Annotated in this window: 24 protein-coding genes; 13 read left to right on the top strand and 11 right to left on the bottom strand. The window is 65.0% G+C overall.

The annotated features are described in order from the left end of the window. The first annotated feature begins 129 nt into the window (after positions 1-129). From CFB17_RS00765 to CFB17_RS00755, 3 genes are read left to right on the top strand one after another with little or no spacing between them, the layout of a single operon-like run. Positions 130-1,956 (top strand): tetratricopeptide repeat protein, encoded by a 1,827-nt coding sequence (locus CFB17_RS00765; RefSeq protein ID WP_088559490.1) that lies wholly within the window; start codon positions 130-132, stop codon positions 1,954-1,956. Between the two features lie 14 nt (positions 1,957-1,970). Beyond that, positions 1,971-2,822, top strand: coding sequence for a 4-(cytidine 5'-diphospho)-2-C-methyl-D-erythritol kinase (locus tag CFB17_RS00760; RefSeq protein ID WP_088559489.1), 852 nt, complete (start codon positions 1,971-1,973; stop codon positions 2,820-2,822). Beyond that, positions 2,819-3,553 carry an SAM hydrolase/SAM-dependent halogenase family protein gene (locus tag CFB17_RS00755; protein ID WP_088559488.1) on the top strand — a complete coding sequence of 245 codons (735 nt, stop codon included), beginning with the start codon at positions 2,819-2,821 and terminating at the stop codon, positions 3,551-3,553. The genes CFB17_RS00760 and CFB17_RS00755 overlap by 4 nt, the downstream gene beginning before the upstream one ends. 217 nt (positions 3,554-3,770) lie before the next feature. Here CFB17_RS00755 and CFB17_RS00750 read toward each other — a convergent pair whose 3' ends face one another. Then, positions 3,771-4,826, bottom strand: coding sequence for a HoxN/HupN/NixA family nickel/cobalt transporter (locus CFB17_RS00750; protein WP_088559487.1), 1,056 nt, complete (start codon positions 4,824-4,826; stop codon positions 3,771-3,773). A 164-nt stretch (positions 4,827-4,990) separates the two neighbouring features. Between CFB17_RS00750 and nikR the strand changes: the two genes are divergently transcribed. After that, complete coding sequence (nikR, locus tag CFB17_RS00745) at positions 4,991-5,458, top strand: nickel-responsive transcriptional regulator NikR (protein WP_088559486.1); 468 nt, start codon at positions 4,991-4,993, stop codon at positions 5,456-5,458. Then, positions 5,455-5,922 carry a YbaK/EbsC family protein gene (locus CFB17_RS00740; protein ID WP_088559485.1) on the top strand — a complete coding sequence of 156 codons (468 nt, stop codon included), beginning with the start codon at positions 5,455-5,457 and terminating at the stop codon, positions 5,920-5,922. The genes nikR and CFB17_RS00740 overlap by 4 nt, the downstream gene beginning before the upstream one ends. On the opposite strand, the gene CFB17_RS00735 is transcribed toward CFB17_RS00740, so the two are convergent. Next, the gene (locus tag CFB17_RS00735; RefSeq protein WP_088559484.1) at positions 5,878-6,309 is read right to left on the bottom strand and encodes a winged helix-turn-helix transcriptional regulator; all 432 of its coding nucleotides are present in this window, start codon (positions 6,307-6,309) and stop codon (positions 5,878-5,880) included. The two genes, CFB17_RS00740 and CFB17_RS00735, sit on opposite strands and share 45 nt — an antisense overlap. A 100-nt stretch (positions 6,310-6,409) precedes the next feature. Here CFB17_RS00735 and CFB17_RS00730 point away from each other — a divergent pair, with 100 nt between their 5' ends. Both CFB17_RS00730 and CFB17_RS00725 read left to right on the top strand, forming a co-directional pair. Beyond that, a complete protein-coding gene (locus CFB17_RS00730) occupies positions 6,410-7,471 on the top strand; it encodes an SDR family oxidoreductase (RefSeq protein WP_088559849.1) in 1,062 nt (353 codons plus the stop codon). Positions 7,472-7,481: 10 nt separating this feature from the next. Then, positions 7,482-7,982, top strand: a complete 501-nt coding sequence (locus CFB17_RS00725; protein ID WP_088559483.1) for a peptide deformylase — start codon at positions 7,482-7,484, stop codon at positions 7,980-7,982. Here the strand turns inward: CFB17_RS00725 and uvrA are convergent. Further along, complete coding sequence (gene uvrA / locus CFB17_RS00720; RefSeq protein WP_088559482.1) at positions 7,979-10,840, bottom strand: excinuclease ABC subunit UvrA; 2,862 nt, start codon at positions 10,838-10,840, stop codon at positions 7,979-7,981. The genes CFB17_RS00725 and uvrA overlap by 4 nt on opposite strands. Before the next feature lie 160 nt (positions 10,841-11,000). Between uvrA and lysM the strand changes: the two genes are divergently transcribed. Continuing rightward, a complete protein-coding gene (gene lysM / locus CFB17_RS00715) occupies positions 11,001-11,480 on the top strand; it encodes a peptidoglycan-binding protein LysM (RefSeq protein ID WP_088559481.1) in 480 nt (159 codons plus the stop codon). Between the two features lie 45 nt (positions 11,481-11,525). Here lysM and CFB17_RS00710 read toward each other — a convergent pair whose 3' ends face one another. Beyond that, entirely contained in the window at positions 11,526-12,692 is a 1,167-nt protein-coding gene (locus CFB17_RS00710) for a porin (RefSeq protein ID WP_088559480.1), read from the bottom strand. A 364-nt stretch (positions 12,693-13,056) separates the two neighbouring features. Here CFB17_RS00710 and CFB17_RS00705 point away from each other — a divergent pair, with 364 nt between their 5' ends. From CFB17_RS00705 to CFB17_RS00695, 3 genes are all read left to right on the top strand, one after another. Then, positions 13,057-13,401: an MliC family protein gene (locus CFB17_RS00705; RefSeq protein WP_088559479.1), complete on the top strand. Its 345-nt coding sequence runs from the start codon at positions 13,057-13,059 to the stop codon at positions 13,399-13,401. An 86-nt stretch (positions 13,402-13,487) separates the two neighbouring features. Then, the gene (gene ssb / locus CFB17_RS00700) at positions 13,488-14,036 is read left to right on the top strand and encodes a single-stranded DNA-binding protein (RefSeq protein WP_088559478.1); all 549 of its coding nucleotides are present in this window, start codon (positions 13,488-13,490) and stop codon (positions 14,034-14,036) included. Between the two features lie 71 nt (positions 14,037-14,107). Further along, positions 14,108-15,175 (top strand): dipeptidase, encoded by a 1,068-nt coding sequence (locus tag CFB17_RS00695; protein WP_088559848.1) that lies wholly within the window; start codon positions 14,108-14,110, stop codon positions 15,173-15,175. A 4-nt stretch (positions 15,176-15,179) separates the two neighbouring features. Here the strand turns inward: CFB17_RS00695 and CFB17_RS00690 are convergent, their stop codons facing one another. The 5 genes from CFB17_RS00690 to CFB17_RS00670 form a co-directional block, all read right to left on the bottom strand. After that, the gene (locus CFB17_RS00690; RefSeq protein ID WP_088559477.1) at positions 15,180-16,052 is read right to left on the bottom strand and encodes an alpha/beta fold hydrolase; all 873 of its coding nucleotides are present in this window, start codon (positions 16,050-16,052) and stop codon (positions 15,180-15,182) included. Positions 16,053-16,065: 13 nt separating this feature from the next. Beyond that, the gene (locus tag CFB17_RS00685; protein ID WP_088559476.1) at positions 16,066-17,382 is read right to left on the bottom strand and encodes an ABC transporter permease; all 1,317 of its coding nucleotides are present in this window, start codon (positions 17,380-17,382) and stop codon (positions 16,066-16,068) included. Further along, positions 17,379-18,293 (bottom strand): ABC transporter permease, encoded by a 915-nt coding sequence (locus CFB17_RS00680; protein WP_088559475.1) that lies wholly within the window; start codon positions 18,291-18,293, stop codon positions 17,379-17,381. The genes CFB17_RS00685 and CFB17_RS00680 overlap by 4 nt, the downstream gene beginning before the upstream one ends. 4 nt (positions 18,294-18,297) lie before the next feature. Further along, positions 18,298-19,389, bottom strand: a complete 1,092-nt coding sequence (locus tag CFB17_RS00675; RefSeq protein WP_088559474.1) for an ABC transporter ATP-binding protein — start codon at positions 19,387-19,389, stop codon at positions 18,298-18,300. A 108-nt stretch (positions 19,390-19,497) separates the two neighbouring features. After that, complete coding sequence (locus tag CFB17_RS00670; protein WP_088559473.1) at positions 19,498-20,676, bottom strand: ABC transporter substrate-binding protein; 1,179 nt, start codon at positions 20,674-20,676, stop codon at positions 19,498-19,500. Between the two features lie 169 nt (positions 20,677-20,845). On the opposite strand from CFB17_RS00670, the gene CFB17_RS00665 reads away from it, so the two are divergent. Continuing rightward, positions 20,846-21,967, top strand: coding sequence for a TIGR03364 family FAD-dependent oxidoreductase (locus CFB17_RS00665; RefSeq protein WP_088559472.1), 1,122 nt, complete (start codon positions 20,846-20,848; stop codon positions 21,965-21,967). 12 nt (positions 21,968-21,979) lie between these two features. On the opposite strand, the gene CFB17_RS00660 is transcribed toward CFB17_RS00665, so the two are convergent. Beyond that, entirely contained in the window at positions 21,980-23,008 is a 1,029-nt protein-coding gene (locus CFB17_RS00660) for an alpha/beta hydrolase (RefSeq protein WP_088559471.1), read from the bottom strand. Positions 23,009-23,179: 171 nt separating this feature from the next. Then, positions 23,180-23,938 carry an SDR family NAD(P)-dependent oxidoreductase gene (locus CFB17_RS00655; RefSeq protein ID WP_088559470.1) on the bottom strand — a complete coding sequence of 253 codons (759 nt, stop codon included), beginning with the start codon at positions 23,936-23,938 and terminating at the stop codon, positions 23,180-23,182. Positions 23,939-24,079: 141 nt separating this feature from the next. Between CFB17_RS00655 and CFB17_RS00650 the strand changes: the two genes are divergently transcribed. Next, complete coding sequence (locus CFB17_RS00650; protein ID WP_088559469.1) at positions 24,080-25,312, top strand: adenylate/guanylate cyclase domain-containing protein; 1,233 nt, start codon at positions 24,080-24,082, stop codon at positions 25,310-25,312. Positions 25,313-25,515: the final 203 nt, after the last annotated feature.

Raw genomic sequence — 25,515 nt, 5'->3', positions numbered from 1 at the left:
GACCAAAAGCGGCTTCTGGGTCAAGTCTTTAAGAGCGTCGGTGCGCGATGCGCTTTTGCAACAAGCTCGCCGCAAGCGCCGCTTCCGGTGCTATCTCTGACCTATTTGATCGCGAGTGAAGCAACCGGCATGGCTCCCCTTCTCAAGCGTCCCGACGTTGCCTTCCGATCCCCGGCCCATACGGGTGCGCTCGGGCGTGACGGATTCCAGGCAACGACAACAGGGCGGCGGCGATCCGTGGCGCTCAGCCTGGCACTTGCCTGCCTGCTCGTCGTGGGCGTGGGCTGTACCGACGGACAATCGGCCGGATTGCAGCTGATCTCGACCGGCGACACCAGCAAGCCCTGGCCGGACTCCACCGCCGGCAACTACCTGGTCGGCCAGTTCGCGATGGAGCATGGCGACCTTGTGACGGCGAGAGAGTCGCTGGACAGGGCGCTGACGGCCGATCCCGATAATCAGGAATTGCGGCATCAGGTCTTCGCGGTGGGGCTGGCCCAGGGCAGCTACGACGAAAAGGCGGCATCCTCGCTCCTGGCCCTCGATCCGAATGCCGAGGAGGCAAGGCTCGTTCTCGCTCTCGGCAACGTCAAGCGGGGGCAGTTCGCCGCCGCGGCTACGATCTTCGAAGCGATCGGCAATCGGGGCGTTGCCGCCATCGCGGCACCGGTCATGCGCGCCTGGGCTCTTTATGGCGCCGGCCAGAAAGACGCCGCTCGAGCACTGCTTCGCGAGACCAAGCCCGACGACGGCTTCGAGGGACTGCGTGCCTACCACCTGGCGATGATGGACGCGCTGGACGGCAAGGTCGATGCCGCGCGCGACCAGCTGAAGGCGCTGCTCGTCGGCGACCGTCCATCGCCGCTGCGAATCGCCATGAGCCTGACCGGCCTTGATGTGCGGCGAGGCGATAAAGGCGGGGCCCTCCAGGCGCTCCAGGGCCAGATGCAATTCTATGAGGAGAACTCGGCGATCGAGGAGGCGATGGCACGCGTACGCGAAGGTCAGGAGCCGCCCGTCGCCATCAGGGACGCGACCTCGGGCATCGCCGATACGTTGATGAGCCTGGCTGCGGCACTGCAGGACCAGCAAGCGGTCGGCCAAGCCCTCATCTATGCGCGATTCTCGGCCTATCTCGACCCCAAGGCGGGCGATACGCTGGCTTTGATCGGTCGAGCTCTGCTGGCGCGCAATGACGGCGACGGCGCGATCGCCGCCTTTGATCGCGTGCCCAAGGAGTCGCCCTTCGCCTGGGATGTCGAACTCTTGAAGGTGGCGACGCTCGACCAGATCGGCCAGAGCGACAAGGCGGAAGCGATGCTGCGGCAGATGGCGCAGGACCGTCCCGAGCGGCTGGACGCGCTGATCACGCTGGGCGACATGCTGCGCCAGAAGGAAAAATTCACCGAGGCCGAGCAGGCTTACACGCAGGCAGTCCAGCGACTGCACGACCCGAACGCGCAGGACTGGCGCCTCTTCTATGCCCGCGGGATCACCTACGAGCGCACGGACCGCTGGCCCCAGGCCGAGGCGGATTTCAAGAAGGCACTCAAGCTTCAGCCCGACCAGCCCTATGTCCTGAACTATCTGGGCTATAGCTGGGTCGACAAGGGCATCCATCTGGAGGAGGGGCGCCAGATGCTGCGCAAGGCCGTCGAATTGCGGCCCGATGACGGATTCGTCGTCGACAGCCTGGGCTGGGCCTATTTTCGACTGGGCGACATCCCCCGCTCGGTTGCCTATCTGGAACGCGCTGTCGAGTTGCAGCCGGGCGATGCCACGATCAACGACCATCTGGGTGACGCCTATTGGCGGGCCGGACGCGAGCGGGAAGCCCGCTTCCAATGGCATCGCAGCCTGTCGCTCAATCCGACCGCCGAACAGACGGCCGACATCGAGAAGAAGCTCAATGACGGTCTGCCCCGGCTGCCGGACAACAAATCCTCGCGCGGCTGAGACAGGGGCTGGCCGTGATCCGCGAAACCGCGCGCGCAAAGATCAATCTCGACCTCCACGTCCTGGGCCGGCGACCGGATGGGCGGCACGATCTCGACAGTATCACCGTCTTCACGGCCCTGGGCGACGACATGACCTTCGAGCCCGCGGCCGACTACCGTCTGCAGATCGACGGTCCCTTCGCCCCTAGTCTTTCGCCCGGCGCCGAGAATCTCGTCACCCGTGCAGCGTTGGCCCTTGCGGCATCGGTCTCCCGTGCCCCGGCCGTGCGGATCGGCCTCCTGAAGCATTTGCCCGTGGCATCGGGCATCGGCGGCGGCTCCGCCGATGCGGCCGCCACGCTGCGCGGCCTTCAGGCCCTCTGGGGCGTCGAGGCGCCGGCTCTTCACGATCTGGCCCAGGGGCTAGGCGCGGACGTGCCAGTCTGTCTATCCCAGCGGCCCGCTCGCATGGAGGGCGCAGGCGAACGCTTGACCCCCATAGCGGCCCCTTCGCTTCCCATCGTCCTCGCCAACCCGGGACTAGGCGTCGCGACCGGGCGCGTCTTTGCGGCGCGGCGGCCCGCAGAGGGCGGTCCGCGACCCCAGGCCACGCCTCCGCCGGATGATGCCGCCGGCTTCGTGCGCTGGCTCCAGGCCGGACGCAATGACTTGGCGGCGCCAGCCATACGGCTAGCCCCCGCGATCGCCGACGTCCTGACGGAAATCCAGGAGCTCCCCGGCTGCGCGCTCGCCCGCATGTCCGGCAGTGGTGCCACCTGTTTTGGTCTCTTCCCGACGCCGCGGGCTGCCTCGGCCGCTGCCATGCGTCTTGCCACGCGCCACCCCGAATGGTGGGTCCAGGCGACGCGAACACTGGCCGAATGATCCACACCTTCACCGATTTCGGCCCGAACGGCCCCTATCTGGGTCAGATGATCGCCGTGCTTCGCCGGCTGGCGCCGGAAGTTCCGGTGATCGATCTTTTAAACGACGCGCCGGCCTTCGAGTCGCGCCTCTCGGCCTATCTCCTGGCCGCCCTCATGGCCCGGATCGAGCCGTCCGACATCGTGCTGGCGATCGTCGATCCGGGCGTTGGGACGGCGCGACAGCCGCTGGCCATCGAGGTGGACGGACGCTGGCTGGTCGGGCCGGACAATGGCCTCTTCGAACTCGTGCTCCGTCGCGCAGAGAGCGCTCGGACGCACGCCATCGCCTGGCGGCCGGTGGAGCTTTCGCCAAGCTTCCATGGCCGGGATCTGTTTGCGCCGGTCGCAGCCGATCTTGCGCGCGGGCAGACCGCCAAGCTCGCACCGGCCAGCCCCAGGCGCTTTGCCGACTGGCCCGACGATCTGGCGGCCATCGTCTATGTCGATCGCTATGGCAATGCCATGACGGGCATGCGGGCCGAGGCCATGCCGGAGGATGGCACGCTTCGCGTGGGCGCGGACTGCCTGGCCAGGGCACGTGTCTTCGGCGAGGTGCCGCCGGGTCAGGCCTTTTGCTACGTCAACGCGCTGGGTCTGATCGAGATCGCCATGAATGGTGCCTCCGCCGCCGAGCGGCTGGGCCTCTCGCTCGGCATGAGCGTGACGCCAGGGCACCAGGCGAGAGCTTGACCGACCAGCCGCATTGCCTGCCACAGCAGACGGGCCGGTTGCTGGTCCGGCCCGGGATCGTGCTGGGTGACGATGCCACGGGCGCTCAAAGCGAGCGTCGCGAGGTGAAGGCAGGCTCGAGCTCAAGGATTAGGCCGGCAGCACCGAGCCGGTGATCAGGAAGAAGCCCTAGGCTACCCGGAGTTCTGCCGTATTCAGTGCCATGAAACGTGCGAACTCAGGGCTGTGCTGCAACCTCGCCGAAGCGCTTCCAGCGATAGACAAGTGCTGAGATCGCCCAGGCGAGCACAAAGATGCCTGCCATGAGGAAGCCGAAATCGGCGAGATCGTCCGACAATCCGGCGATCATTGCCCAAAAACCGCCCTCAAGGCCGAAATAGTCGGCCAGCAGGGAGAAGCCCTGGATGAGGCCGATGACGAGGGCGACCACGACCGACACGGCGGTGATCGTCAGATTGTACCAAAGCTTGCGCATCGGGTTGACGAAGGCCCAGCCATAGGCCTCGACCATCAAGATGCTGTCCAGGCTGTCGACGAGGGCCATGCCGGCTGTGAAAAGACAGGGAAAGATCAGGATGTCGAGGGGCGAGAGCCCGGCCGAGCCCTGCGTCGCGGCGATGCTCAAGAGACCGATCTCGGTCGCCGTGTCAAAGCCCAGCCCGAAGAGAAAGCCCAAGGGATACATGTGCCAGCTTTTCCGGATCGCGCGAAAAAGCGGCCGGAGCAGCCGGGCCAGGAAGCCCCGCCCGGAGAGCAGCATGTCGAGGCTTTCCTCATCGACCGCGCGACCCGCCGCCGCCTGCTGGAAATTGCGCCAGACGCCCTTCAGAATAACGAGATTGGCAAAGCCGATCATGAGGAGAAAGAACGTCGAGACCGTCCCGCCAATGAAGCCGCCAAGGCTGCCGAAGCTCAAGACCTGATCCTTGAAGGTGGCGGCCGTCAGGGCGATCACGAGGCAGGCGAGGACGACCACGCTCGAATGGCCAAGCGAGAAGAAGAAGCCGACGCCGATCGGCCGCCGGCCTTCCTGCATCAGCTTGCGGACGACATTATCGATGGCGGCAATGTGATCGGCGTCCATGGCGTGCCGCAGGCCGAAAACCCAGGCGAGGAGGGCGGTGCCCATCAAGGCCGGCTGGTCGGCGAAGGCCGCATAGGCCCAAAGCCAGGTCAGAAGGTTGGCTGGGACCAACGCGGTGATCATGAAGGCGGCCCGCCAGCGGGTCGCGGCCACCCTTTCGGCACCAGCTATCCGGGCGGCGCACTTCATGCGGAACTCCGTTTCCCCGCGCCTGAAGGCCCGGTTTCATACGATTTGATCGTTTCCTCATAAAGGCAAGTGCCATGCCAAGACGGTTGCGGCAAGCGTGGTTGACCGATGGTCGCCCAAGCCTGATGGATGTCGGCTGATCATCGCCGCAAGGAGGCCATCGGATGCAGCGGATAACGGTCAGCCTCGACGATGAGACCGCGGCAATCCTGGATCGTCACGTAGCCGCCAGGGGCTATGCCAGCCGCTCGGAGGCTGTGCGCGATCTCGTGCGCGACCATGTCGGCCGTGACGAAGCCTCCGGCCAACGGCCGGCGATCGGCATCTTGAGTTACATGTTTGATCATGAGCGGCGCGATCTGGCGCGCAAGCTGACCCACACGCACCACGACCACCATGTGCTCAACCTCTCGACCCTGCATCTCCATCTTGACCATCATCTCTGCCTGGAAGTGGCAGTGCTGCGCGGTGCCGCCATGGAGATCCAGAATCTCGCCGACCAGGTCAGCAGCGAGCGCGGCGTGCAATTCGGCGACTTGCGGCTGATCGCGCGCGATCCGGCTGGCGATCGATCGACGATCCTGGAACCTGTGAACGCCCCTCGGCCGGGCGATTTTAAGAGAGCGACATGAGCCTTTCATCCGTGCGCGATTTCCTGAGCGAGCGAGCCCCGGACCTCGCAATCATCGAACTCCCCGTCTCGACGGCGACCGTGGCCGAGGCGGCGTCCGGCCACGGCGTGGCGCCGGCGCAGATCGCCAAGACCCTCTCGCTTCGCATCGGCGAGAAGGTCATCCTCGTCGTGACGCGTGGCGACGCCAGGCTGGACAACCGCAAGATCAAGGACGCCTTCGGCGGCAAGCCCAGGATGTTGGCAGCGGACGAGGTTGCGATCCTGACGGGCCACCCGGTGGGCGGCGTCTGTCCCTTTGGGCTGGCAAGCCCCCTGCCCGTCTATTGCGATGTCTCGCTCAAGTCATTCGACGAAGTCATTCCGGCGGCGGGTTCGACCAATAGCGCCGTCCGTCTCTCGCCCATACGGCTGGCCGCCCTATGCGAGGCTAGCTGGGTCGATGTCTGTCAGACCCCGGTCTGAGATACCCGACCGCCGTCTTGTACGTGGCCGGGCGACCAGCGCGTCCAATGCATCCGCGTTCGCCCGCGCCCAGCCATAGAGGAGGTCGATCGGCTGGACGAACCGGCGGCCGAGATCGGTCAGGCTGTAGTTCACGGCCGGGGGCACAGTCCCATGCACGTGCCGCAGGACCAAGCCGCCTGCCTCCATATCGCGCAGGGTCTGGGTAAGCATCTTCTTGGAAATGCCCGGCAGGCTGCGCAGGAGAACGCCCGTCCGCGCTTCGCCCGCCAGCTCTTTGTCCAGGACGTGGAGGATCATGCTGGTCCATTTGCTGGCGAAGATCTCGAGGACGCGGCGCGGCGCACAGTCTTCGCGCCATTCATGGTCCGGTGAGCCTGCCTGCATGGTGGTTACCCGATGGTGTCTATGATCCGTTCGGGTGCCTTCTAGATCCAGCGGGCCGCAAGCACTACGTCGTAGCCTCAATCGAAGCGGAGGAATGCGCATGGCAGAGAATGCCCTGATCATCGGCGCCAGCGGTATCATCGGCAGCGCTGCCGCCAAGGTGCTGACGGAAGCGGGCCTTGAGGTGACTGGGCTGGCGCGGCGGCCCGTGCCGCAGGCGGGCGTGACACCGGTTGCGGCCGACCTGCTCGATCCGGACGGTCTGAAGTTGGCCCTCCAGGGGGTCAAGCCATCGCTCGTCATCCTGGCAAGCTGGCTGCGGCAGCCAACCGAGGCCGAAAATATCCGCGTCAACGCCGCCATGGTGCGGAACGCCCTTCAAGCCCTTCGCCCCGCGGGCTCGGTCCGCCATGTGGCCCTGGTGACGGGCCTGAAACACTATCTCGGCCCCTTCGAGGCCTATGGTAAGGGGACCTTGCCGCAGACGCCCTTCCGCGAGGAGCAGGGCCGGCTTGCCATCGACAATTTCTACTATGCCCAGGAGGACGAGGTTTTCGCTGCCGCCAAGGAGGACGGTTTTGCCTGGAGCGTGCACCGGCCGCATACGGTGATCGGCAAGGCCGTCGGCAATGCCATGAACATGGGCACGACGCTTGCGGTCTATGCCACGATCTGCCGCGAGACCGGACGGCCGTTCCGTTTTCCCGGCGTGGCTACACAATGGACGAGCCTCGTCGACATGACAGATGCGCGGCTTTTGGGCCAGCATATGCTCTGGGCGGCAACAACCCCGGCAGCGGCGAACGAGGCCTTCAACGTCGTGAACGGCGACGTCTTTCGCTGGCAATGGATGTGGGAGCGGCTGGCCGGCTGGTTCGGCATCAAGGCCGAGCCCTTCGACGGGACGGTACGGCCGCTCGAGCAGGTGATGGCCGAGGATGGCCCCATCTGGCGCGATATTGCCCGGCGCTACGACCTGGCCGAGCCCGCTTTGGACCGGCTGGCCTCGCCCTGGCACACGGACGCCGATCTCGGCCGGCCGATCGAAGTGGTAACCGACATGTCGAAGAGCCGCCGACTCGGATGGACGGGCTACCAGTCGACCGACGATGCGTTTTTTGCCTTGTTCGAACAACTGCGCCGCGACCGGCTGATCCCTTGAGCTCCTCCCGATGACGGCCCGACCGATCGTCCTCCATCCCGACCCCCGCCTGCGTCAGCCCTGTGCGCCCGTAACAGCGTTCGACCCCGAACTTCAGGCCCTCTCGGACGACCTCCTCGAGAGCATGCGCGCCGCCGAAGGGGTTGGGATCACCGGCCCGCATGTAGGCGTGCTGCAGCGAATCACCGTGATTGACCTGGGTCAGGGGCCTGTCACCTACGTCAACCCGGCGATCCTTGAAGCCAGCGCCGACAGCGCACGGTTCGAGGAGGGCAGCATCTCGATGCCGGGCGTGCGGGAAACCATTCTGCGCCCTGCCCGCGTCCTTATTGCCTATCAGGATCTGAGCGGGGCGACTCACCGATTGGAGGCCGAAGGTTTTCTCGCCTGCTGCCTTCAGCATGAGATCGATCAGTTGGACGGCGTCTTCTGGCTGGAGCGGCTCTCAAAGCTCAGGCGTGATCGCCTCATTAAGCGCTATGAGAAAATAGCGCGTCGGGGCCCGCCCTAGGCGCTCCTCTTGCCGCGCCTGCCCTTCTTCAAGATCGGCAGCATGCGCGCCAGATAGAGGCCCGTATGACTGGCTTCGGCGAGAGCAATGTCCTCGGGCGTGCCCTCCGCAACGATGCGGCCGCCGCCCGAGCCGCCCTCGGGACCGATGTCGATGAGCCAGTCCGCCGTCTTGATCACTTCGAGATTATGCTCAATCACAACCACTGTGTTGCCCTGGTCGACCAGGGCATGCAGTACTTCGAGCAGCTTGCGGACGTCCTCGAAATGCAGCCCCGTCGTGGGTTCGTCCAGGATGTAGATGGTTTGACCGGTGGCCCGCCGCGCCAACTCCTTGGCGAGCTTGACGCGTTGCGCCTCGCCGCCCGAGAGCGTCGTCGCCTGCTGGCCGATCTTGACGTAGCCAAGGCCCACCTTGAGGAGCGTCTCGATACGGTTACGCACCGACGGCACGGCCTTGAAGAACTCGACGGCGTCCTCGACGGTCATGTCGAGCACGTCGGCGATTGACTTGTCGCGATATTTGACCTCGAGCGTCTCACGGTTGAAGCGCTTGCCCTTGCAGACGTCGCAAGTGACGAAGACGTCGGGAAGGAAATGCATCTCGATCTTGATGACGCCATCGCCCTGGCAGGCCTCGCAGCGGCCCCCCTTGACGTTGAAGCTGAAGCGGCCGGCCTTGTAGCCGCGCGCTTTCGATTCCGGCAGCTCGGTGAACCAGTCGCGGATCGGCGTGAAGGCGCCCGTATAGGTCGCGGGGTTGGAGCGCGGTGTGCGGCCGATGGGCGACTGGTCGATGTCGACAACCTTGTCCAGGAACTCGACGCCTTCGAGCGCGTCGTGCGGACCCGGTAAAGCACGGGCACCGTTCAATTTCCTGGCCAGGGCCGGATAGAGCGTGTCCAGGACGAGCGAACTCTTGCCGGAGCCGGAGACGCCGGTGACGCAGGTGAAGGTGCCGAGCGGAAAGCGCGTCGAAACGCCTTGGAGATTGTTGGCGGTGGCGTTCGTGATTTCCAGCCACCGACCCTGCTTGGCGGTTCGCCGCTTGGCCGGAATGGGCACCTCGCGCCGGCCGGTCAAATACTGGCCGGTCAGGCTCTCGGACTTGGCCATCACCTCTTCGGGCGTGCCCTCGGCCACGACCAGGCCACCATGCACGCCGGCGCCAGGCCCCATGTCGATCAGATGATCGGCCATGCGGATGGCGTCCTCGTCATGCTCGACGACGATGACCGTGTTGCCGATGTCGCGCAGGTTGCGCAACGTCTCGAGCAGCCGGTCATTGTCGCGCTGATGCAGGCCGATCGAGGGCTCATCCAGCACATAAAGGACGCCTGTCAGGCCCGAGCCGATCTGCGAGGCCAGGCGGATGCGCTGGCTCTCGCCGCCGGAGAGCGTGCCCGAATCGCGCGCGAGCGTCAGGTATGAAAGGCCCACATTGTTAAGGAAGCCCAGGCGCTCGCGGATCTCCTTGAGCACGCGCGTGGCGATCTCGTTCTGCTTGGCCGAGAGCTTGGCCGGCAGCGCCTCGAACCAGTCGGCCGCATCGCGGATCGACATCCCCGTCACTTCGCCCACATGCAGCCTGTCGATCTTGACGCAAAGCGCCTCCGGCTTCAGGCGGTAGCCGCTGCAGGCCTCGCAGGAGGAGGAACTCTGATACTTGGAGAGTTCCTCGCGCATCCAGACCGAGTCGGTCTCGCGCCAGCGCCGCTGCAGGTTGGGGAGCACGCCCTCGAAGGGCTTGTCGGTCTTGAGCCGCCGGAGCCCGTCCTCAAACTCCAGCGGCACGGGCTCCTTGCCCGACCCATGCAGGATGACGTCCCGCACCTTCTCCGGCAGCGCTCGCCAGGGCGTGGTCGTGTCGGCGCCGTAATGCTTGGCGATCGACGCCAGGGCCTGCGGGTAATACATCATCGTCTGCGACGCCCAGGGCTCCACCGCGCCCTGGTCGAGGCTCTTGTCCTGGTCGGGTACAACGAGCTCGGGATCCATCAGGAGTTTGCGGCCCAGGCCGTCACAGACCGGGCAGGCGCCATAGGGATTGTTGAACGAGAAAAGCCGGGGCTCGATCTCGGGCAAGGTGAAGCCCGAGACCGGACATGCGAACTTTGCCGACATGACCGTGCGCTCGCCCGAGCCCGCATCCATGATGACGAGCTGCTGGTCGGCAAGGTTCAGCGCCGTCTCGATGCTCTCGGCCAGACGCTGCGCGCTGTCCTTGTCGGTGACGAGGCGGTCGACCACGACCTCGATCTCGTGCTTCTTCTTCTTGTCGAGGGCCGGGACGTCCTCGACATCGTAGAGCTCGCCATCGACGCGCACCCGCTGGAAGCCCTGGCGCTGCAGGTCGCGCAATTCCTTGCGGTACTCGCCCTTCCGGCCACGCACGATGGGCGCCAGAATATAGAGGCGCGAGCCTTTGGGGAGCGCCATGACGCGGTCCACCATCTGCGAGACCGTCTGCGCTTCGATCGGCAAGCCCGTGGCCGGCGAATAGGGGATGCCGATACGCGCCCAGAGCAGGCGCATATAGTCGTAGATCTCGGTCACCGTGGCGACGGTGGAGCGCGGGTTCTTCGAGGTCGTCTTCTGCTCGATGGAGATTGCGGGCGAGAGGCCCGTGATCAGATCGACATCCGGCTTTTGCATCAGTTCGAGAAACTGGCGCGCATAGGCCGAGAGGCTCTCGACATAGCGGCGCTGGCCCTCGGCATAGATCGTATCGAACGCCAGGCTCGATTTGCCCGACCCCGACAAGCCGGTGATGACGACGAGCTTGTGCCGCGGAATGTCGACGTCGACACCCTTAAGGTTATGCTCGCGCGCGCCGCGGATGCGGATAAAGTCGTCCATGGGCAGGTCCGGCGATGATCGGGATAGCCGGAGCAGACCGGCATCGGGGCAACCCATAGATGCGCCCGAGGGCGGGCGAGAACAAGGCCGCCCAGCCGCATCGCTCGCAACCTGGCCCAAGCCTCGCCGTTAGGAAGACCCAAAGCAAGGAGTCAGGTCCATGGGTTTGATTAGTTTCATCGAGAGTGCCGGTCGCCTTTTGAGCGCGGGGCATGAAAGTAAGCCCGACGCCGTGCAGGACGAGAGCAAGCCGGCACCGCCGCCGCCGGAAGCCAGCTCCATCACCGAGGAACTGATCCGACTGGGCCTGAAACTCACCGGACTGAACGTCACCGTCGATGGCAAGACCGCCAAGGTGACGGGCGAGGCCGCCGACGCCGAGACGCGCGACAAGGCGATCCTGGCAGCGGGCAATGTAGCCGGCATCGCCGCCGTCGATTCCAACATCAAAACAGCGGACAATGCGCCCGAGGGCAGCTTTTATACGGTCAAGAAGGGCGATACGCTCTCCGCCATCGCGAAGTCGGTTTATGGCAAGGCCAGCCTCTACCCCAAGATCTTCGAGGCGAATCGGCCGATGCTGAAGGATGCCGATCACATCTATCCCGGCCAGTCCCTGCGCATACCGCCCGAAGCTTGATTTGGAGCCGGCCCCTCGAGCGCGAGATCGAGGGGCCGGCCGCCATTAGAAGGCCAGCTGCACGCCGCCGATACCGAACACGCCACCATTGTCGGAGGTGTTGTCGCGGTTGTTGAAATAGCCGACCTCGGTACCGACCGTGAGGCCCGGTGCCACCGGCACGGAAGCCGCGCCATAGACAGCCAGCGGCTCGGGATCTCTACCGTTAGGCGTGCCGTTGGGATCGCCAACGCTGCTCGAGATCACCTGACCATAGACGAGCGAGAGATTGACCGGCCCGACATCCGTCGTGGCGCCCAGATTGTAGAAGGTCTGCTTGGCACCTGGCTCGAAGACGAAGGTGCCGATGTAGCCACCATCATTAAGGTCGCCATCATCGCCTGCCGCCGTCGAGAACGGCCGGGCACCCTTCGTGTGACCGATCGCACCGCCGAATGTGACGCCGTAGAGGCTGAGATCAATGCCGCCCGCGATCTGGTTATAGTCGCGGCTCCGTCCGTCATCCGAGGAGAAGCGGCCGACGGCACCGGTCACTGAAGTCTTGATGCCCAGGGCGCCGAACTGATTGGTGTAGGCAAGGCCGCCTTCAACCACGTCCTGCACGTCGCCTTCGTCATTGGTGGTCTTGATGTCCTGGCCGCCGCTATTGGTGCTGGGGGTCAAGCTGACGCCCAGTTGGAAACCGCTGAACGACGGCGAATAATAGACGAGCTTGGTCGCATCGGAGGTGTTCGTGCCGAAGGCCAGGACACCCTGATCATCCGCCGAGCCGATGCCGTCGAGGCCGCCGGTGAAGCTGTTGAGGGGCTGTGCGCCGGTCACCATCTGCTCGACGACGCCGTTGCCGTCGCCTACGCGCACCTCACCGAACTTGCCTTTGACGAAGACATAGGTCTCATCGGCATTGTTGTTGGTATTGGTGTCGGACTCGAGCTGGACGACGGCACCGTATTCCAGACCTGTATTGGCGTCCTTGTAGGTCGGATAAATGTAGATCTCGTTATCGGTGAAGAAGTCGTAGGTGCCGTTCTTGCCGCCACCTGCCTTGTTACCGATGTTGCCAAAAATGCTATACCAATTGGAATAGCCGCCGACGCCAATATCCAGGGCACCCAGCGGCTTGACCTCGGCTGCCTTCACCGTCGCGGTCGACGCGACAATCGCGGCGCAGACAATAGCCGAATGGCGAAGAAGCGCGCTCTTCATTCTCATCGTTTGATCCTATGCCGTCCGCTATCGGACCTTCCGGCGTCCAGGGACAATGGTCAGCCGTCATTCTGGCCGGGCGGGCTTAAGGGTTACGGTTACTTGGTTAAAACCTGGACACGACATGCTCTCTCACATCGCATGCTCGCTCCGCTCTGCATGATCGCTCACAAAGCCTTCGCATCAAGATGCCAGCCGGCCGTTGGCCTACGTTCGATGGCAAGTGTTACGCAGACGCAACGACTAGTATGAGGAACCGACCAGCTCGCGCGCCGGGCGAGGTTGCCAAATTCGTAACCTTGCGCCATCTCCCGAGCCGCCGGCCCTTCGGGACTAGGCATTGCCCATGTATTGGAGTTAAGGATCCGTCATGCACCGCATGCTAGTTGCCTTGGCTATCCTGCCGCTGCTTGCCGCCTGCAGCGGCGATCGTACGCCCGCGGGCGACGGCGGCCCGGTGCAGGCGGCGCCAGAGGGCGAGCGTGCCGCCCGCTTCGCCTGTGACGACGGCAGCTCCCTGAACGTGCAGTTCGAGAATAATCGAGCGCAGGTGACAACGTCGTCCGGCAACGAGCTCGTCCTCCCCGAGCAGGTCACCTCGTCTGGCTTCCGGTACTCCTCCGGCCAGCACGAATTACAGGGCAAGGGCGACAATGCGACCTGGACCATAGCCGCCCAGAAGACGACGAATTGCCGGGTGGTGAAATCAGGCTGAGGCTTTTGTTAGCATCGTGAGGAGGGACAAGCAGCGACACTGCGGTCTATAAGTGTCAGACCTTTAAGCGATCGTTGGGAACAGCCATGGCAGGCAGCGTCAACAAGGTGATCCTTGTCGGAAATCTCGGACGTGATCCTGAGATCCGCTACACGCAGAGCAACCAGAAAATCGTCCATCTCTCGATCGCGACGTCGGAGAATTGGAAGGACCGCCAGTCAGGCGAGCGGCGCGAGAAAACCGAGTGGCACCGCGTCGTGATCTTCAACGAGAATCTGGCGGACATCGCCGAGCGCTTTTTGCAAAAGGGCCGGACCGTTTATGTCGAGGGTCAGCTCCAGACCCGCAAATGGCAGGACCAGAACGGCCAGGACCGCTATTCGACCGAGATCGTGCTCTCGCGCTTCCGAGGCGAACTGACGCTTCTCGGCGGCGGCCGCGGCGATGAGGGCGGTGGCCCAATGGGTGACGACATGGGCGGCTTTGGTGGTGACTACGACGATGCCGGCCCGAGCGGCGGGGGTTATGCGGGTGGTCGTAGCCAGCCGGCACGCGGCGGCGCGCAGCCAGCGGGTGGAAGCCAATCAAGGCGGCCCAGCGTGGCCGACGACCTTGACGACGACATCCCGTTCTAGGCAGGCCGGACCCGCGCCGTCCACCCGTCGGCTTCAGCCTTGCATGTTTTCGGAGTTGCCCTGCCTTGAGCCTGTCGCCCGCCAAGCCCGTGCCCGTCTTCGATGGTCACAATGACCTGCTCTACCGGCTGTTCATCAGCGAAGCCGAGGACCCTGTCAGCGTGTTCCTGCAGGGCAATGGCGAGGGCCATCTCGACCTGCCGCGCTGCCGGCAGGGCGGTTTTGCCGGAGGCATGTTCGCGATCTTCGTCCCTTCGACGGTCTTTACCGATCCCGCCGAACTGACGAAGGACAAGTCTGCTCGCCTGCCGCCGACTCCGGAATTGCCGGCGGCACAGCAGGCAACGATCAAGATGGCGGCCCTGCTGCTCCGCATTGAGGAGCGGGCACCTGAGGATTTCAAGGTTTGCCGCAGCGCGGCCGATATCGAAACGGCGATGCAGAGCGGCAAGATCGCCGCCGTCATGCATGTCGAGGGCCTGGAGGCGGTGGGGCCCGATCTCTTCATGCTCGATGTTCTTCATGCCGCCGGCCTGCGGTCACTCGGCCCCGTCTGGAGCCGCCCCAACATCTTCGGCCATGGCGTCCCGTTCCGCTTCAACAGCACGCCCGACACGGGCGAAGGGCTGACGGAAGTCGGCAAGGCTCTGATCCGCCGCTGCAACCAGCTCAAGATCCTGATCGATCTCTCGCATCTGAACGAACGCGGTTTTTGGGACGTCGCTGCCTTAAGCGACGCGCCCTTGGTTGCAACCCACTCCAACGTCCATGCGCTCTGCCCCCATGCCCGAAACCTCACGCCCCGGCAGTTGGCGGCCATCCGCGAGAGCCGCGGCATGGTCGGTGTCAACTTCGCTACCGCGTTCCTGCGCGACGACGGCCGGACCGAGCCTGAAACGCCGCTTGAGGACATTGTTCGTCATTTGGCTGCCCTGATCGAAGCCTTGGGCGAGGACCATGTGGGTCTGGGTTCCGACTTCGACGGTGCGGCCATTCCCCGGCCTTTGCGCGATGCGGCCGGGCTGCCGGCGCTTTTGGAGGCCTGCAGCAACGCCGGCTTCGGCGCGGCGCTTATCGAGAAAATCGCGCACCGGAACTGGCTGAACCTCCTGCGCCGCACCTGGGGCGAAGCCGCCTGAGGAATCAGGCGCGGTCCTGGAAGAAGGCGGCGATCAGCCGGGCCGCCTCGTCGGGATTTTCGCGATGCGCGAAATGGCCCACGTCGGCGATCGGGGCCAGATCGAGGTCGGTAAAGATCTCGCCCAGGCGATCGGTCCAGGCATAAGGGAAAATCGGGTCGTTCATGGCCCAGCGCACGCAAGTAGGCAGCGTGATCGGCGGCAGAACCGGGCCGTCGCCTCGCATGGCGGCGATTCGGCTCGCATGCGCCGCCTGATAATAGGCAAAGCCGCCCGCGAGGTTGCCCGGCTCCATGTAATTGTCGACGAAAGCCTCGAGGACGTCGTCAAAGGCATCCTTGCGATGGGCCCAGTGCCTGAGAAAATGGCCGATATAGAGGCGACAGGACTCACGCGAGGCACCGACAAGGGCCGGCGCCATGGGCATCTGATGAAAGGATTGATACCAGATCTCGTTCAGCCGATCGGGGGTGCCGGCGCGCGCGCCGATGCCCGGATGAAAGAAGCCGAAAAAGAACAGCCCGTTGAACCGCTCGGGCGCGAGCCTCGCCAGCGGCAGCATCACGGCGCCGCCGACATCGTGGCCAACGATACCCGGCCGCTCGATGCCCATGGCCTCCAGAAGAGCCAACATGTCAGCCGCATGCTCGGCCGCACCCCAGGGACCGGCCGGCTTGCTGCTGGCGCCAAATCCCCGCAGGTCGGGGGCGATCACCCGGAACCGGTCACCCAGCCTCTGCATGACCGGTTCCCAGGTGAGCCAGAATTCCGGCCATCCATGAAGGAGGAGCAAAGGCGCTCCCTCCCCCGCCTCGGTCACATGAAAACGACCATCCCTGACCGCGATCTCGGCGTGGCGAATGGCGATGCTGCTCATGAGGCTGCCCCTTCTAGGGAGGTGGCGACGAAGTGGACGGCGGCGCTGGCGGTGACGATGGGGCCGCCGCGCCTGGCAGATTCCCAGGCGAGAACACATTGGCATAGGGATTGGTCGGCTGGCCAGCGGCCGACGGCGAGGACGTGGCACTTGGGGATGGCGGCGTTGCGGGCGGCGCCGGGTTGGCCGGCCCCGGGAGGCTGCCGCCGCCAAACACGCCGCTGTAGGGATTAAGTCCCCCGCCTGTCGAGGGCGGGCTCGTTGGCGGCGGGGGTGGGGCGGGCGTGGTCTCTGACGCGGGAGCGGCAGGGGTCATCTGCTGCATCAACTTTTCCTGCAAGGCACGCTTTTCCTCCAGGATCCGCGCCGTGCAGACCGATGAATCGTATCGTCCGCCGGCGACGACGGCAGCGGCGATCGCCACCAGGAGGATAAGGGCGACGAAGGCCGGATGGCCGGCGATGCACAGAATGGGATTACCCATGATGCGAGCGCGGGCACGGCCACCCGAGAGGAGAGCGTGACGGCGTCGCCCATGGACTTCGTTGATGATGGCGGCGACGAGCGTGATGGCGATGATGATGACCGCCACGGCCGAGATCGAGGGGTTGATGCCGTAGCGCACCTTCGAGGCCAGGACGGTCGTGAAGGTGCTTTGCGCCCCGATCGTGAATGCCGTGGTATTGTAGTTCTCGGCCGAGGACAGGAAGGCCAGCACCGCCGCCGACGCGATGGCGGGGCGCAGGAAGGGAAGGAGTACCTTTCGGAAGGCTTGGCCCGGCGTGGCGCCAAGATCGAGTGCGGCTTCGGTGAGGCCGAAATCATAGCGCTGCAGCCGGCTTGTGAAGACCAGCATCGAGTAGGCGGCGATGAAGGTCACCTGGCCCAAGATCGACAGGAAAATGCCGTCGGTCAGGAATTCCAGGTCGCCCAGGCGATAAGAGAGCCAGTTCCAGAAGATGATCGTCGAGATGCCGATGACGACCCCCGGCAGCAGGATCGGCACGATCATTACCGTATAGAGGATCGAGCGCAGGCGGTCGGAAGCCTCCGCCAGCGCCAATGCGCCGGCAAGGCCGACCGGCACGGCCACGATGATGACGCCCGCGCCGATGATCATGGTGTTGAGCAGGCCGCTCAGCAGCATGCGGTCGCCGGCCAATGTCCGAAACCAGTCCGTGGTGAAGCAATCCCAGGGCGAGATCCTCGGAAAGACGGACGAGTTGAAGGCGGTGATCACCATGATCACCAGCGGGCCGAAGAGAAAGGCGAAGAAAAGGGTGATGAACAGTGCCGTAAGCAGCACATTCAGGCCTTTGCCGACATTCATTTGCCGATCGCCCCGAACGGCACCTTGAAGACCCGCATGCCCAAAAGGACGAGCGCCATGCAGACGACGAGGAGGATGATCGCGTAGGCGGAACCGCGCGGCCAGTTGAGCGCGTCATTGAACCATTGATAGACGAGCTGCGTGAACCACAAGGACGAGGGACCGCCCAGGATCTGCGGTGCCGCCAGCGCACCGGCCGTCAGCATGAAGACCATGGTAGCGCCGGAGGCGAGGCCGCCTTTGGCGAACGGAAGGACCACGCGACGATGCACCTGCAGCCAGGAAGCCCCCATGTCGCGTGCCGCTTCGATCTGGTTGTGGTCGAGCGCCTCGACGGCGTTGTAGATCGGGAAGATCATCAAGAGGATGTAGGCATAGGCGAGGCCCGCATAGAGGGCGACGTTGGCGCGGATGAAATCGAAGGGAACGTCCCAAAGACCCAGCGCCATGCCTGTCTCGTTGATCATGCCGGTCGTGCCGAAGAGAATGCGAAAGGCGAAGGCGCGCAGGATCTCGTTGACCCAGAAGGGGACGATCAGTCCTAAGACTATGAGCCGCGCCGACATGCCCTTGGCCGAATGGGCCAGGATGAAGGCGATCGGATAGCAGATGCAAAGGTCGATGATGGTGACGAAGAGGGCGACGCCGATCGTGCGCGCCAGCACCCAGAGATCGACGCTGTTCAGGCCGTCGCCGTTGCCGAAAATGAAATAGGCATAGTTTGAGAGGGTCCAGACGTCCGCCGGGCCGCCCTGCTCGGCTGGAGGCAGGTTGAAGCGGAAAGATTGGGTGACCATCGCGATCTGCGGCAGGACGACCAGGACGAAGAGCCAGAGCGTCATCGCACTGCCGATGAAGATTGCCACGCCTAGACCATGCCGATGAGCGACCCCGGCGAAGAGCTTGCCCATCGAGCTAGGCCTTTGCCATCGGACCGCTCGGCAGGACCGATGCGATCTCGGGATCGAAGCTGAGTTCCAGTCGGTCGCCCGGCGCGAGGCTGGCGGGCGTGCCCTCGTTCATGAGCGTCAGACGGAGCTGCGCCTCCTCCGCCTCCAGGCGGATATGACGGGTGCTGCCTTCGAACTCGATGTCGATGACGCTGGCTGGAAGACGATTAAAGCTCTCGGCGGTAGCGAGCTTGAGCTGCTCGGGCCGGATGAAGATCGTGCACGCGTCGCCTGGACGGTAACGGCGATTACCGCCGGCCAGGCCGAAGACCCGCCGCCCGGATGGCAGGTCGAGGGCGACGACGTCATCTTCCTGCGCTCCGACCTTGCCATGCAACGCATTGGTCTCGCCCACGAAGGAGGCAACAAAGCTCGTGCGCGGCCGGTCATAGATGGCAGCCGGTACATCGATCTGCTCGATCACGCCAGCGCTCATGACGGCCACGCGGTCGGACATGATGAGCGCCTCGCCCTGGTCGTGCGTGATGTAGATGAAGGTCAGTCCGACCTGCTTTTGAATGGCGCGCAACTCCGTGCGCATGTGCTGGCGGAGCTTGAGGTCGAGGGCTGAGAGCGGCTCGTCGAGCAGGAGGATATCGGGCTCGACGGCTAGGGCTCGGGCGATCGCCACACGCTGGCGCTGGCCGCCGGAGAGCTCCTGGACTTTCTTGTCGCCCTGGCCGGCCAAGGCGATCAGTTCCAGAAGCTGGTCGGCACGCCGGCGGCGATCGCGCTTCGATACACCCCTGACCTCAAGGGGAAAGGCGATGTTGTCGGCCACGGACATCAGGGGAAATAGGGCGAGGTTTTGGAAGATCAGCGCGGTCGGGCGCTTGTTGGGGCCGATCCCGCGCATGTCCTTGCCGCCGATCAGGACACGGCCGGCCGTCGGCTCGACAAAGCCCGAGATACAGCGGAGCAACGTGGTCTTGCCACAACCTGAAGGGCCCAGAAAGGAGAAGAATTCGCCCCCAGCAATCGAGAGGTCGACATTGTCGACAGCGGTATAGGAGCCGAAGCGGATGGTGACGTGGTCGAGATTGACGGTTTTTGTCATGCGGCCTTGCGTCTAGGGAGGGCTCAGCAATCAAGGCGGCGCGCTACGTACCAGGCGCCTATGCCGCAGCACCGGAGCGCTGCGGCATGTCTCACCAGGGACGCTGGCTCAGGCGGAGAGGAACGAGTTGACGAACTCGGTGCGCGCGTCGGCGAACCAGGGGGCGGCCGGCGGCCAGGGATTGAGCTTGGCGAGCGCGTCACCCGGATAGGCGTCGGCGAAGTTCTTGGCATAGGCCTCGCCGGCGTATTTCTCCGCCCCGAGGACGGGCGAATTATAGCCGTGATGCTGGATCGCCTCGCCCGCCAGAGCCGAATCGTAGGATGCCTCGATGAAGGCGTAGATCTGGTCGATGTTCTTGGCCTCCTTCGGTATGGCCATGCCATCGACCCAGGCCAGGGCACCTTCGACCGGCGCCCGGTACATGACGGGCTCGCCCTGCGTCTTTAGCGCCAGAGGCGGGCCGTCCCATGTCTGGGCAACGATGACACCCTCGTTCAAGAGCCCGTTCTTCTGCGCGTCGGCGTCGTTCCAGAGCACCTTGATGTTCTTCTTCTTGGAAATGCAGAACTTCGTCACCTCGCTCCAGACCTGCTTCATCTTGTCCTGGTCCTGGAAGGCGGCCCACATCGAGCCCGGCGCCAGCTTGCCCAGCCGTTCGAGGCCGAGCCCGGCACCCACGAGGCCGGACTGGGCGCGGACCATGGCCTTGCCGGCGTTCTTGTCATCCCAGGGATCGAAGAACGAGGGGAACTGGCCGTCGGGCTTGAACTGGTCGATGCGCCAGGCGATGCCCTCGGTGCCCCACATGTTGGGCAGCCAGTGCGTGCCGCTCTTGTCGAAATTCCAGGCATTCTCGCCGATCTTGGCCATGGCCGGGTTAACGTGATCGATCGGCACGCGCTTCATGTCGAAGGGCTGGAGCACGCCCAAAGGTTGATAGAGGAGAGCGCGGTCGCCGGTGGGCGAGACCAGGTCGAAGCCGCGACCGCCATCGGCCTTGAGCTTGTTGATGACCTCCTCGTTGGAGCCGATGCCGGTATGGTTGATCTTGATGCCGGTCTTCTTGAGGAACGCGTCCTTGAAGCTGTCCGGCAGATAGTCCGACCACATCAGAATGTTGATCTCGCCCGACGAGGCAAGGGCCGCGGGGCTGACGATCGCGGGCATCGACAGGCCCGCGCCCAGCGCTGCCGCACCCTTCAGGACCTGGCGGCGCGAAGCCCCCGCACCCGCGCTTGGGGAAACCCGGCTGGCACTGGCCGCCGACGGTTGGTTGGTCGACATCTTGAACGCGTCTCCTTCGCTTCCCTTAGCCCCCGCGGCAGCCGGGCTCTTATCGATTATATCCGCCATGACCGTGGAGCAAGAAAGATACCACAGGCCTACCGCTTGACCCGGTCGGCGTCATGAAGGACAGGAAGTGGTGCGGATCGCGGAGGGACGGGACAGGCCGATGAAAAGCTACGATGTAGCGATCGTCGGAGCCGGCATTCTCGGCCTCGCCCACGCCTATGCGGCGGCGAGGCGGGGTCAGCGGGTCGTCGTCCTGGAGCGCGATGCGCAGGCAAACGGCGCCTCAATACGCAATTTCGGTTTCGTGACGGTCACCGGCCAAGAAGCGGGCGATTGCTGGGAGATGGCAAGGCGCGCGCGTCGGGTCTGGGGCGAGCTTTGCGCGCAGGCCCGCATCCCCATCCTGCAGGAAGGGCTCGTCGTCGCGGCAAGACTGGAGGAAAGCCTCCCGGTCCTGGATGCGTTCTTGGCCGGTCCGATGGGCGAAGGCTGCCGCCGGATCGGCCATGCCGAGGCGGCGGCCATGATCCCCGCCCTTAGGCCCGAGGCCGTGCGCGCAGCCCTCTTCAGCCCGCACGAGGTGCGCGTGGAATCGCGCGAGGCCATCCCGCGCCTCGCCGCCTTCCTGGCCGAGCGGCTGGGCGTCGACTTCAAGTGGCGCACCGCCGTGCAGGCGGTTGAGACCGGCAGGCTCTGGACATCGGCCGGCGAGATCGCGGCCGCGCGCATCGTCGTCTGCCCGGGCGACGATTTCAGCTCGCTCTTCGCCGATCGGCTGCAAGCCTACAATCTCACCCGCTGCAAGCTGCATATGCTGCGTCTGGAGCCACAGCGCCCCGTCCGCTTCCAGACAGCACTCATGTCCGATCAGGGCCTCGGACGCTATCTAGGCTATGCCGACCTGCCGGAGGCGACCCCGCTCAAGGCACGCCTCGATCGCGAGTTCGCCGCCTTGCGGGCCAATGGCGTGCATCTGATCGTCACCCAGTCGGCCGATGGCAGCCTCGTCGTCGGCGACAGCCATCATTACGCGCCGACACCGGATCCCTTCGCGCCGGAAGCGGTCGATCGGCTGATTCTCGACGAATTCGAGGCCGTGCTCGACCTTGAGGGCTGGAGCGTGCGCGAACGCTGGGTTGGCACCTATGCCTCGGCCAAGGACAGCTGGCGGCTGACCGACAGGCCGATGGACGGTGTGCGGATCGTCATCGTCACGGCCGGGTGTGGCGCCTCGACGGCCTTTGGCATCGGCGAGGAAACGATCGCGGCCCTCCTCGACTAGGAACCGGCTGCCTCAGGCGGTGCTGCTGTCGGACAACGCCGCCAGCCGGGCCTTGATCCAGGCACGCACGAAGGCGTTGGTGCGCTGGGCCGGTCGGCCACCCAGGCGGTTAAAGGCATGCGGTGCGTCCGGTGCCGTCACCAGGAGGGCATTGCCCGACTGGCTTTGCCATTTGGTGTGCAAAAAGAACGTGTCGTCCTGCAAGGGATCGTTGGTGCCGACAATCATGAGGGCGGGGGGCAGTCCGTGCAGGTCGGCGTAGAGCGGCGAGATGGCGGGATCGCGCAAACGGTCGAGGTCGCGCAGCCCGGTAACGGCGGGCACCAGGTCGGCCAGGGTCGGACCATGGAGGATCAGCGTCTCGGGGCCGGCCCGCCGGGCACTGGGCGTGCCGGAGAGATCATAGGCGCCATAAAAGAGGACGAGACCGGCCAGCCGCTCGATAGCGGCCTTGTCGCGCAGGCGAAGCGCTGTCGAGAGGGCCAGATGGGCGCCGGCGGATTCGCCGCCCAGCGTCAAGGGGAGGCCCGCGAAGTCCGGCGAGGCCAGGACCCAGGCCAGGGCCGTCTCGCAATCGTCGATGACTTCTGGCAGGCGCACGCGCGTGGCCAGCCGGTAATCGACCGAAACGACGGCCACGCCGCATTCCTTGACGATCGGCAGGTTGATCGGATCGTCCATGGCGGCCGAACCGATCGTCCAGCCGCCGCCATGGATGTCGACATGCACGCCCTGCAATGGACCCGGGGCCTTGAGAATGCGCACGCGCGCCTGGCGCCCGGCGATCGTCACCACACGCGTCTCGACACTGACGCCGGTCGGGCGCACCCGACGATCGGCCACCAGGGTGCGCAACCGGACCAAAGCCTGCGTCCAGGCACGTCGCCAGCCGGTCAGGCGCACGCGCGGCGCACGGCGCAGGATTTGGTTCAGCCGGTGAAACGCTTCGCGATCCGCTTCATCGAACGTAAGCGCCACCGCACCGCGCGTCTCGGCTGCCAGGGCCGCGGGCGCCCCCTTCAGCGACGCAGCCTCATCCATCGAGGAGATGCCGCCTGAGGGCCGGGACCTTGAGGGCCGAAGCAATGGTCGCCCAAAGGGTCAGCTCTGTCGGGCCCTCCGTCGCCCTGGGCTCGCCAGGAACGGCAGCGGCCGGTTCCGGGCCGGGATCGATCCCTGCATGACCCTTAAAGCCTCGTCCCATTCAAGCCCTCATACCCATCCGCCATCGACGATATAGCTTTGATTGGTACAGGCCGATGCCTCGTCGGAGGAAAGGAACAGCGCCACTCTGGCGACCTCGGCCGGCAGCAGCCGGCGCTTTAGGCATTGGCGTTGCATCAGTTCCTCTTCGCCTGCGGGCGTCAGCCATTTCCCAAGCTGCCGCTCGGTCATGATCCAGCCGGGAGCGATCGAGTTCACCCTAATATTATAGGGGCCGAAGTCCCGCGCAAGCGAGCGTGTCAGGCCCAGGACCGCAGACTTGGCGGCCGTGTAGGCAGCCATGCCGCCTTGCCCGATCATCCAGGAGACCGAGCCGAAATTGATGATCGACCCGGCCTTTGCCGCCTGCATGTCGGGCAGGACGGCCTGGGCCGCGAAGAACTGATGGCGGAGATTGACGGCGATCCGATCGTCCCAGAACTGGGGCGTCACCTCGAGAGTCGCGTGGCGCTCGTCATGCGCGGCATTGTTGATCAGGATCTGGATCGGCCCGAAGGCGGCCCTGATGTTGGCGATCGCCTGCTTCAGCGCATCGATGTCCTTCAGATCCGCATGCTCGAAACGGACCCGGCCGCCGCTGGAGGTCAGCTTGGCGGCCAGCGCCTCGGACGGCGCGTCCGCGATGTCGATGAACCCGACATTGGCGCCCTGGCCCGAAAACGCCTCGACGATCGCAGCGCCGATGCCTGAGCCGCCACCCGTGACCACGACCGTCTTGCCCTTGAGGTCGTCATATGTCGCCGCCATACTGATCTTTCCCTTGATTGGCGCGGCCTTATGTCTGCCGCTCGCAGGACCTCCTAGCAGGTTTATCCGAGGCGGCGGAGAGGGATTGACGAGGGGCAACGGCGCACGATCCGCCGACCCGGAACGCAGGAGGAGGCGCGCATGGCATGGGACGACAAAGGCCGCAAGCTTGTCGCCCGTATCACCGCAGCCGGCCTTGCAGGGGCGGTGGAAACCGAACTCCTCAAGAAGTTCTGCGCCTATGCGGTCGATCTCGGCATTCCGCTCAGCCGCGCGCATCTGGTGGTCGACACGCTGCACCCGATCTATGAGGGCCGCATCTTTCGCTGGAGCCGGGAGGAAGGCCTGGGTCCCATCAGCGAGTATGGTCGCACCGACGACGATCCGGAGATCCTGGAACGGTGGCAGAAGAGCCCGCTCTACCACCTCATCGAGACTGGCCAGACCAGCCTGCGCCTCGATCTTTCGGGCGACGATCCGAACGGGTTCTCGATGATCGACGAGCTCCGCGACGGCGGCCATACCGAATATGCGGCCCTCTGCCACCGCTTTGCGGCCGAGCGCGCCATCGGCGAGATGGATTGCATCCTCTCCTCCTGGTGCACCGATGCCGAAGGCGGCTTCACCGCCGAGCAGTATGACGCGCTGGAATCGGCGACAGCCTCCCTGGCGCTGGCCATCAAGAGCGCATCGCTTGCAAGGATCGCCGATACGCTGGTCGAGACCTATCTCGGCCGCGATGCCGGCCACCGGGTGCTGGCCGGGCGCATCAGCCGGGGCGTGGCAGACAAGATCTTCGCGGCCTTGTGGTTCTCCGATCTTCGCGGCTTCACGGCGATCAGCGATTCCTATCCACCTGAGGCGCTCATCCCGCTCTTGAATGACTATGCGGACGCCGTCGTCTCCTCAATCCACGAGGCAGGAGGCGACGTTTTGAAGCTGATCGGCGACGGCACGCTCGCGATCTTCACGCATCCCGACCCGGCCGCCGCCTGCAAGGCGGCCCTGGTGGCCGAGGACCTGGCGCAGGAGCGGGTGCAGAACCTGAACGCACGCCGGGCCGCGGCCGGTCTGCCCTGGACGGAACTCTATGTCGGGCTGCACGTGGGCGAGGTCTTCTACGGCAATATCGGCAGTGCCGAGCGGCTGGACTTCACGGTGGTCGGTCCGGCGGTGAACGAGGCCAGCCGGATCGCCACCATGTGCCGCTCGGCGGAGCGCAACCTCCTCCTCTCCTCCGCCTTCCAGACGGCGGCGCGCGAGGCCGACCGGGCGACCCTGGTCTCCGTCGGCCGCTATGCGCTTCGTGGCGTCGAGCGCCCCCAGGAGCTCTTCACCCGTGACCGATCACCGAAGTCCTTGCCCCGGGACTGAGCCACTCAACCGGCCGCCAGTTCGCCAAGCGCCAACTCGGCGATCTGGCGCTCCAAGGAAGATTGGCCGCCCTCGATCAAGCTTCAGGCCGCGAAGAAGCCCATGCCCCGCTTCAATCTATCGCAACAGATGGACGCGATCGAGCGACGCCATGCGGCTGACCTGTGCTAAGCGCCGGACCGGACAAAATGCCGGGGCAGTGT

Origin of the sequence: Arboricoccus pini, from assembly GCF_900187945.1 — a bacterium.
In the GTDB taxonomy this organism is placed as follows: Bacteria; Pseudomonadota; Alphaproteobacteria; order Geminicoccales; family Geminicoccaceae; genus Arboricoccus; species Arboricoccus pini.
The sequence above is the reverse complement of the archived record's forward strand: the minus strand, read 5'-3'. Positions and strand labels throughout refer to the sequence as shown.

Coding starts and splice junctions, on each gene's coding strand:
- CFB17_RS00710 (WP_088559480.1), bottom strand. CDS start 12,692: ATGAGAATGAAGAGCGCGCTTCTTCGCCATTCGGCTATTGTCTGCGCC.
- CFB17_RS00765 (WP_088559490.1), top strand. CDS start 130: ATGGCTCCCCTTCTCAAGCGTCCCGACGTTGCCTTCCGATCCCCGGCC.
- CFB17_RS00705 (WP_088559479.1), top strand. CDS start 13,057: ATGCACCGCATGCTAGTTGCCTTGGCTATCCTGCCGCTGCTTGCCGCC.
- CFB17_RS00660 (WP_088559471.1), bottom strand. CDS start 23,008: ATGGATGAGGCTGCGTCGCTGAAGGGGGCGCCCGCGGCCCTGGCAGCC.
- CFB17_RS00750 (WP_088559487.1), bottom strand. CDS start 4,826: ATGAAGTGCGCCGCCCGGATAGCTGGTGCCGAAAGGGTGGCCGCGACC.
- CFB17_RS00690 (WP_088559477.1), bottom strand. CDS start 16,052: ATGAGCAGCATCGCCATTCGCCACGCCGAGATCGCGGTCAGGGATGGT.
- CFB17_RS00655 (WP_088559470.1), bottom strand. CDS start 23,938: ATGGCGGCGACATATGACGACCTCAAGGGCAAGACGGTCGTGGTCACG.
- uvrA (WP_088559482.1), bottom strand. CDS start 10,840: ATGGACGACTTTATCCGCATCCGCGGCGCGCGCGAGCATAACCTTAAG.
- CFB17_RS00650 (WP_088559469.1), top strand. CDS start 24,080: ATGGCATGGGACGACAAAGGCCGCAAGCTTGTCGCCCGTATCACCGCA.
- CFB17_RS00725 (WP_088559483.1), top strand. CDS start 7,482: ATGACGGCCCGACCGATCGTCCTCCATCCCGACCCCCGCCTGCGTCAG.
- CFB17_RS00740 (WP_088559485.1), top strand. CDS start 5,455: ATGAGCCTTTCATCCGTGCGCGATTTCCTGAGCGAGCGAGCCCCGGAC.
- CFB17_RS00680 (WP_088559475.1), bottom strand. CDS start 18,293: ATGGGCAAGCTCTTCGCCGGGGTCGCTCATCGGCATGGTCTAGGCGTG.
- CFB17_RS00755 (WP_088559488.1), top strand. CDS start 2,819: ATGATCCACACCTTCACCGATTTCGGCCCGAACGGCCCCTATCTGGGT.
- ssb (WP_088559478.1), top strand. CDS start 13,488: ATGGCAGGCAGCGTCAACAAGGTGATCCTTGTCGGAAATCTCGGACGT.
- CFB17_RS00670 (WP_088559473.1), bottom strand. CDS start 20,676: ATGTCGACCAACCAACCGTCGGCGGCCAGTGCCAGCCGGGTTTCCCCA.
- CFB17_RS00735 (WP_088559484.1), bottom strand. CDS start 6,309: ATGCAGGCAGGCTCACCGGACCATGAATGGCGCGAAGACTGTGCGCCG.
- lysM (WP_088559481.1), top strand. CDS start 11,001: ATGGGTTTGATTAGTTTCATCGAGAGTGCCGGTCGCCTTTTGAGCGCG.
- CFB17_RS00675 (WP_088559474.1), bottom strand. CDS start 19,389: ATGACAAAAACCGTCAATCTCGACCACGTCACCATCCGCTTCGGCTCC.
- CFB17_RS00685 (WP_088559476.1), bottom strand. CDS start 17,382: ATGAATGTCGGCAAAGGCCTGAATGTGCTGCTTACGGCACTGTTCATC.
- CFB17_RS00730 (WP_088559849.1), top strand. CDS start 6,410: ATGGCAGAGAATGCCCTGATCATCGGCGCCAGCGGTATCATCGGCAGC.
- nikR (WP_088559486.1), top strand. CDS start 4,991: ATGCAGCGGATAACGGTCAGCCTCGACGATGAGACCGCGGCAATCCTG.
- CFB17_RS00665 (WP_088559472.1), top strand. CDS start 20,846: ATGAAAAGCTACGATGTAGCGATCGTCGGAGCCGGCATTCTCGGCCTC.